6 protein-coding genes are annotated in these 7,917 nt (G+C 69.9%); 2 read left to right on the forward strand and 4 right to left on the reverse strand.

What is annotated here, in order from left to right; genetic code table 11:
- Nucleotides 1-472 precede the first annotated feature (472 nt).
- A complete protein-coding gene (locus ACWEFL_RS12445) occupies nt 473-1,942 on the forward strand; it encodes a S28 family serine protease (RefSeq protein ID WP_451710809.1) in 1,470 nt (489 codons plus the stop codon).
- Between the two features lie 268 nt (nt 1,943-2,210).
- Here the strand turns inward: ACWEFL_RS12445 and ACWEFL_RS12450 are convergent, their stop codons facing one another.
- From ACWEFL_RS12450 to ACWEFL_RS12465, 4 genes are all read right to left on the reverse strand, one after another.
- Nucleotides 2,211-3,200, reverse strand: coding sequence for a malate dehydrogenase (locus tag ACWEFL_RS12450; protein WP_451710811.1), 990 nt, complete (start codon nt 3,198-3,200; stop codon nt 2,211-2,213).
- Nucleotides 3,201-3,522: 322 nt separating this feature from the next.
- Entirely contained in the window at nt 3,523-4,980 is a 1,458-nt protein-coding gene (locus ACWEFL_RS12455) for a helix-turn-helix domain-containing protein (protein WP_451710812.1), read from the reverse strand.
- Between the two features lie 317 nt (nt 4,981-5,297).
- A complete protein-coding gene (locus ACWEFL_RS12460; RefSeq protein ID WP_451710814.1) occupies nt 5,298-5,978 on the reverse strand; it encodes a DUF3017 domain-containing protein in 681 nt (226 codons plus the stop codon).
- 27 nt (nt 5,979-6,005) lie between these two features.
- A complete protein-coding gene (locus tag ACWEFL_RS12465; protein ID WP_451710816.1) occupies nt 6,006-6,866 on the reverse strand; it encodes a bifunctional methylenetetrahydrofolate dehydrogenase/methenyltetrahydrofolate cyclohydrolase in 861 nt (286 codons plus the stop codon).
- A gap of 274 nt (nt 6,867-7,140) precedes the next feature.
- Between ACWEFL_RS12465 and ACWEFL_RS12470 the strand changes: the two genes are divergently transcribed.
- On the forward strand, nt 7,141-7,725 hold the full coding sequence (locus ACWEFL_RS12470) for an RDD family protein (RefSeq protein WP_451710818.1): 585 nt from the start codon (nt 7,141-7,143) through the stop codon (nt 7,723-7,725).
- Nucleotides 7,726-7,917 lie beyond the last annotated feature (192 nt).

The raw sequence follows: 7,917 nt of genomic DNA on the forward strand, positions 1-7,917 counted from the left end.
CGCGTTGTACGACAACCGCTCGGCCTTCGGCTGGAACGCGGCGTGGGGGTTCCCCGGAGCGGAGGCCGGGGTGGAGAGCGCGGTGCCAGGGCACGCGAGCCCGGCAAGATCCGAACGAGAGGCCCTAGCCATCCGGATCGCGTGCACGGGCCCGCACCGGGTGGCGCATGACGCGAGGGGTGCCAGCGGCCGGAATATGAGGGTCCGCACATTCCGGCGCTGGCGGCTCCACCCCGCTCCGACCTGGGCGAATTCCGTGGAGGAGGACGGCTGTCGGCGCGAGGGGCACCGACCGGGGACCCGATGACAACCGGCCGCGTGAGGAGGCGCACAATATGGCCTGCAAGTTGCTCGAAACAACCAGTGCAGTCGGTCGGAAGCGCCCCGCGGACGCGTCCGGCCCGGCGGTCGGGCCTCGCCCTGGGACGTACCCCGGAGGGCCGATCGCACCCCCCACGGATACGGAGCAAGCATGCGCAAGACGCTCACCGGATTCTTAACGCTGGCCGTGCTGCTGGGCACGGCGACGGCGACCGCCACAGCGACGGGAGTCCACGGCCCGGTGCCGGACCCACCGGGCACGAGCACGGCACGGAAAGCCGATCCCACCGACATCAAGAACCGCGTCCTGGCGATACCGGGAATGCGGCTGATCGATGAGAAGCCCTATCCGGGCTACCGCTTCTTCACACTCGGCTACAAACAGCCCGTCGACCACCGGGATCCGGGCAAGGGAACCTTCGAACAGCGGCTGACGCTGCTGCACAAGAACACCGGCCGGCCGACGGTCTTCCACACCAGCGGCTACAGCCTCTACACCTATCCCCTCCGCACGGAACCGACGCAGATCATCGACGGCAACGAGGTGTCGCTGGAGCACCGGTTCTTCTCCAAGTCCAAACCCGAACCCGGGGACTGGTCGAAAATGACCATCCATCAGGCCGCAGACGACCAGCACCGGTTGTTCACCGCGCTCAAGAAGATCTACACCGAGAAGTGGATCTCGACCGGCAGTTCCAAGGGAGGGATGACCGCCACCTTCTACGAGCGCTTCCACCCCAAGGACATGGACGGAGTCGTCGCCTACACCTCGCCCAACGACGTGAACGACGCCGAGGATTCCGCCTACGACCGCTTCTTCGCCACGGTCGGCACCCAGGAGTGCCGCGACCGGCTCAAGCAGGTCCAGCGCGAGGCCCTCGTCCGCCGCGTCCCGATGGAGAAGCGGCTCGCCGACTGGGCCGTCGCGAACCGCGCGTCGTTCAAGACGCTCGGCTCGGTGGCGCAGGCATGGGAGGTCGGGGTACGGGAACTGGCCTGGAACTACTGGCAGAGCGGGTCGTACGAGGGCTGTACCTGGCTTCCCGATGCGGCGACGGCCACCGATGACGAGCTGTACGACGCCGTCGGCTGGATCGCTCAGTTCACCACCCTTTCGGATAAGGGTCTGTCCGACTACAGCCCGTACTACTACCAGGCGGGCACCGAACTGGGCTCCCCCGCCCTCGCGCTGACGCATCTCCAGGGGCTGACCCGCTTCGAACGCCCCGCGCCCCGCAACTTCGTACCGCGAGACATCCCCATGGCGTTCAAGCCGGGCGTGATGAAGGACATCGACCGCTGGGTGCGCGGCCACGCCCGGCGGATGCTCTTCGTCAACGGTGAGTACGACCCCTGGAGCGCCGAGCCCTTCCGGCTCGGCGAGGACGCGCGGGACAGCTATGTCCTCACCGCGCCGGGCACCGACCACAACGCCCAGATCAAGAACCTCAAGGCGAGGGACAAGGCGCTGGCCACCGCGCGGATCCAGGACTGGGCCGACGTCGCGCCCGACGACGTACGGGACGATCCCTCGACGGCGGAACCGCTGGCTCCGTACGACACCAAGCTGGACCGGCGGAGCAGCGGGCCGGGAGCACTGTCGCATGGACTCAGGCCCTGACGCCCCGGTCACGACGCTCCGGTCGTGACGCTCCGGGTGCTGACACGCGGGCTGTGACACTCGGGCCGTGAGCCGGGGGTCAGGGCCCGGTGTCAGGACGCGGTGTCAGGACGCGGTCCGCCCCCGGCTGCCGTGAGGCGGCCGGGGGCGGATTCGATCCTACGGATCGCACGGAACGGCCGAACCGGACGGCCGGGCCCAACCGAGTCGGGCCGTCCGATGCGATGCGATGCGAATGCGATCGTACGGATCAGGCGAGGCTTACGGCTCAGATGAGGCCGAGCGCGCGAACCGCGTCGCGCTCCTCCGCCAGCTCCTGCACCGACGCGTCGATGCGCGTGCGCGAGAACTCGTTGACGTCCAGGCCCTGGACGATCTCGTACACGCCGTCCTTCGTGGTCACCGGGAAGGAGGAGATCAGGCCCTCCGGGACGCCGTACGAACCGTCGGACGGGATGCCCATGGAGGTCCAGTCGCCGTCGGCGGTGCCGTTGACCCAGGTGTGGACGTGGTCGATCGCGGCGTTCGCGGCGGAGGCCGCCGAGGACGCGCCACGCGCCTCGATGATCGCCGCGCCGCGCTTGGCGACGGTCGGGATGAAGGTGCCGGCCAGCCACGCCTCGTCGTTGACGACCTCGGCCGCGTTCTTGCCGGCGATCTCCGCGTGGAAGATGTCGGGGTACTGGGTGGCGGAGTGGTTGCCCCAGATCGTCAGGCGCTTGATGTCGGAGACGGCGGCCCCGGTCTTCGCGGCGAGCTGCGAGATCGCGCGGTTGTGGTCCAGGCGCGTCATCGCGGTGAAGCGCTCGGCGGGTACGTCCGGCGCGGCGGCCTGGGCGATCAGGGCGTTGGTGTTGGCCGGGTTGCCGACGACGAGGACCTTGATGTCGTCAGCGGCGTGGTCGTTGATGGCCTTGCCCTGCGGCTTGAAGATGCCGCCGTTGGCCTCCAGCAGGTCGCCGCGCTCCATGCCCTTCGTACGCGGGCGGGCGCCGACGAGCAGGGCCACGTTCGCGCCGTCGAAGGCGACGTTCGGGTCGTCCGTGATGTCGATGCCGCGCAGCAGCGGGAACGCGCAGTCGTCCAGCTCCATCGCGGTGCCCTGGGCGGCGCCCAGCGCGGGGGTGATCTCAAGAAGTCGCAGCTTGACCGGAACGTCCGGGCCGAGGAGGTGGCCGGAGGCGATGCGGAACAGCAGCGCGTAACCGATCTGGCCGGCCGCGCCGGTCACGGTGACGTTGACGGGAGTGCGGGTCATGGCGATCTCCGTAAGACAGCTGGCGGTGGGGGCCCTGCCCCTGGTGTGGGACGCCCCTTCTCACCACTTTCACCCATCGCGACCATGAACTGCCATCACGAATCTTGATGTGAAGAGACATCCAGCGGTCAGGCTATCCGACCCGCCCCACCGCCATCCGTCGGCCCCTCGTTGCGCGCGGTGTCGCAGGTCTCACCGCTGGTCACCGCCGGTCACCGCGGTTCGCCGCCGATCACTCACGATCAGGGGAGGACGCGGGAGCCGGCGGAGGCCGTCTTCGGCTCACTGTTCCAAGGCGTAGCTCACTGTTCCAAGGGGTGGCTCACTGTTCCACGGCGGTGCAGCCGGTCGTCCCCGTCGTCAGCGTCGCGCACGCCTTCGCGTCCGTGCCCTTCTTCGACGCGGTCATCGGCGTGTACGCGTCGCTCTCCGCATTGACGAGACCCTTCTGTACGCCTTTGCCGCCCACGCTTATCCGGACGGCGTCTCCGGGGCCCCCATCGGTGATACGGGCCCAGGCCGCCTGGCAGACCTCGCTGAAGCGGACCTCGACACGGGCCTTTCCGACGGTCGCGCGGGACACGGTCTTGGCGAACTCGCCGCCGCAGCCCATCGCCTCCGGGTCCTGGCCCAGGCACTCCTTGCCGACGCACTTCACTGTGGCCGGCACCTTCCTGGGGGCGCTGGTGGTCGGCGCGGAGCTGGGCGTCGGCGTCTTCGCCACGTTCTCGGTCTTGTCCCCGCTCACGCCGCCGAGGTCGGTCAGGAAGACGGCCGCCGCTATCACCACGAGCGCGCCGACGGCACCCGCCAGGAACATGATGATCTTGCGTTTGCCGTCCGCAGGTCCGCCGCTGCCACCGCCGCTGCTGCCGCTGCCGTGACCGCCCTGGCCCCCGGTGCCGCCTTGGCTCCTGCCGTGGCCGCCTCTGCCCGTGCCCTTGCCCGGGTCCGTCGGCGAGCCGGAGCGGGCCGCACGACGGCCGCCGCCGGACGCGCTCGCCGGGCCCGTCGCTCCCGGCGCGCCCGAGCCGCCCGGTAGGGCTGAGCCGCCCGGTATGGCCGGGGTGCCCTGTGTACGAGGTACGGCCGGTGTTCCCGGTCCCCCCTGAGCGCCCGGTGCACCGGGCGCTCCCCGGCCGGGCGCGGGATACGGGTACGGGCCAGGGGGCGGGGCCAGCGGGGAGGAGTCCCCCAGCACCGCGTTCCAGCTCGACGTCCGCGAGGCCGGACTCCCGCCCGCGCCTTCGCCGGTGCCCGCGCCCTCGCCCGTACCCGCCGTGCCCGTACCTGTGCCCCGGTCGTCCACGTCGCCCGTACGGTCCGAATCACCCGAAAGGCCCGGAAGGCCCGAGTCCTCCTTGTCACCCGGGTCAGCGCCGCCGTGGCTACTGCTGTGGCTGCTGCCGCGATCGCCGCCGTGACCGCGGCCGGGCGCGGCGCCCCTGGAGCCCGCGCCGGCGGTGAAGTGCATGGGGCCGTGCTCGATCGTTCTGTCACGGCGTGCCTCATCGAGGTTCCAGGCGCGCTCGGCCAGCTCCCACATCGCCATGAGGTGGGCCGTATGGGCGTCGGTCACCTCCGCGAGGGCGGTGATCGCGCCCTTGGGCGCGAAGATCCGCCCGTCGAGATAGCGCTCCCAGGACGTCTTGCCGTACCCGGTGCGATCGGCTATCTCGGGGATGCTCAGCCCGCTCTGGTCAACGAGCCGACGCAACTGCTCGGCGAACTCCCGGACATCTGGGTCCAGCTCATCCGGCAGTGCCTTCCAACGAGGCATGTACTACCCCCCTTGTCCCCCGAACAGAATTCCGGCCCACGGCGTGAACGGGAGCTTCCTGAGATGGTCACAGCGCCCCATGCCGTGCACCCTCCCGACTGACTCCTCAGTCTCCCATCCGTCGCGCGACGATCACACCGTGCCGGAATGGTCACTTCCATGCCACAGGGCACAGCCGTCCCTTGAACGCGGGCGGACGCGTACTTGACCCTGGAATCAGGACGGCGCCCGTCCCTCCTCGGGGGAGGGGACAGGCGCCGTCCTTTGTACCCAAACCGCTGTTGGCGGCCGTTCCCGGCGACCTCCGTCGGCTGCTCCTAGCCACGGATGGTGAAGTGCACCACGTCCTCCAGGAACGGGACCTCCAGCCATGCCTGGGGCTGCGCCATCAGGGCCAGAAGAGTGATGGCGACACCCAGCACTCCGTAAGTGACCATGTCCGTGAAGCGCGAGCGCACGGCCAGCATGCCGACCGACGGCAGCGTCCGGCGCATCACGGCGGCGGCGACCAAGGCCATGCCGATAAGCAGAGCGCCGACGCGGAACGCGTCTTCGAACGGGTCGGCTCCGACGATCACCAGACCGAGTCCGACCAGGGCGAGCACGCAGAGCAGCGGCCACTGCCTCGCGGGAGCGGGCGCGTCACCGGGCGCGGCCCGTCCGCCGCCCTCGGGCCGGGCGGTGTCGGTGGTCATCGACGGCGGCCGACGCGAGGTCCCCTTGCCGGGGCCGGGGCCGTCGCTCGGGCCGGCGGCTGCTCCGGCGTCGGTGCCGATGTCCGTCCCGGTGCCGGTATCCGCCCCGGTACCGCTGTCGGTGTCGGCGCCCGTGCGGGTTTCCGCGCCCGTGTCGGTGTCCGTGCGGGTTTCCGTGCCCGCGTCGGTGTCCGTGTCGGTGCCACCCGCCCTCGCCCTCGTCCTCGCCCTCGTCGTACGGTCCTCCCCGCCGTCGCCGGACGACACGTCCGGCTCCGGGCCCTCATTCGTACGCACGTCCATGGCGCAGCCTTCCTTGTCGCGCCGTGCTCAGCGCGCGGCTGCCGCGCGCTCCGAAGCCTCCACCACGTTCACGAGCAACTGCGCGCGGGTCATCGGGCCGACGCCGCCGGGGTTGGGAGCCACCCAGCCCGCGACCTCGGTCACGCCGGGGTGGACATCGCCGACGATCTTGCCGTGCTCGTCGCGGCTGACACCGACGTCGAGCACCGCCGCGCCCGGCTTCACATCCTCCGGCTTGATCAGATGCGGAACGCCGGCCGCCGCGACGATGATGTCCGCCTGCCGCAGGTGCGCCGAGAGATCGCGCGTACCCGTGTGGCACTGCGTCACGGTCGCGTTCTCGGACTTACGCGTCAGCACCAGCGGCATCGGCCGCCCGATGGTGATCCCGCGCCCCACGACGACCACGTTCGCGCCGTTGATCTCGACGTCGTGGTGGCGGAGGAGCTGGATGATGCCGTACGGGGTGCACGGCAGCGGCCCCTCGATGCCGAGCACCAGCCGGCCGAGGCTCATCGGGTGCAGCCCGTCCGCGTCCTTGGCCGGATCCATCAGTTCCAGGATCCGGTTGGCGTCGATGCCCTTGGGGAGCGGCAGTTGGACGATGTAGCCGGTGCACTCGGGGTTCTCGTTCAGTTCCCGTACGACCGCCTCGATCTCCTCCTGGGTGGCGGTGTCGGGCAGTTCGCGCTGGATCGAGGCGATGCCGACCTGCGCGCAGTCACGGTGCTTTCCGTTGACGTACCAGCGGCTGCCGGGGTCGTCGCCGACGAGGAGGGTGCCGAGACCGGGGACGACACCCTGCTCCTTGAGGGCCGCCACCCGGGCGGCCAGATCCGACTTGATCGCTGCTGCGGTGGCCTTGCCATCGAGAATCTGGGCAGTCATGGTCCCATCCTCGCGGATGGACCCGTCCCGGTACCAATCCCGACCCCCGGCTCGATCCCCGCCCTCCGGCCGGACGTCGTGTCTGGCCGGAATTCAGAGGTTGCACTTGCACAACGCATGTGAATACCGACTGGACAAAATGTCCATGTCACTACCACGATGAACCGCACAGTGCCGCGGCAGTGTTGGGGGGACGGCCCGCTGAACTGATTGACGTTCGTTCCTCCGCTCGGGCCGCGCAGTCCCCGCACTTCCCCAACGGAGGAAACTCGCCATGAGCTTCGGCGATCCGAACAATCCCTACGGCCAGCAGCAGGGCGGTCAGCAGCAGCCCGGCTACGGCTACCCGCAGGACCAGCAGGGGCAGCAGCCCGGCTACGGCTACCCGCAGGCCCCGCCCGTCCAGCCCTACGGCGCCGACGTTCCGCCGCATGCGGGCTACGGCGGCGGAATGCCCCCGCTCGCGCACTGGGGTCTTCGGGCCGGTGGCTACATCATCGACCTGCTGATCGTCCTGGTCCCGTATCTGATCCTGATCACGGTCGGCGCCGCCATCGGGACGGACGCACAGATGATCTTCCTTCTCCTCGGCGTGGCCTACGCCCTCGGCGTGGGCCTCTGGATCATCTACCAGGAGGGCACCACCGGGCAGACCCCCGGCAAGAAGGCCGTGGGCATCCGGCTGCTGCGCGAGCGTGACGGCCAGCCGCTCGGCTTCGGCATGGCGTTCGTGCGCAAGCTGGCGCACATCCTGGACAACCTGGCCTGCTACATCGGCTGGCTCTGGCCGATCTGGGACTCCAAGAAGCAGACGTTCGCGGACAAGGTCTGCTCCACCGTGGTGATCAAGTCCAACTGATCCGCCCTCACACCACGCCCGCTACGTGGATGTGTCGGACGCGGACGCACGCATACGCGGATGCACACGCGGAAGGCCGCGCGCCCTGCACAGGGCGCGTCATTCCTGCCCGGCCGGACCTTCACCGGACCAGACGACTTCAACACCCAGCTGACCGTCTGGCTGAACATCGCCAACCGGCGTCAGCACCGC

The organism is Streptomyces sp. NPDC004838 (assembly GCF_053600955.1).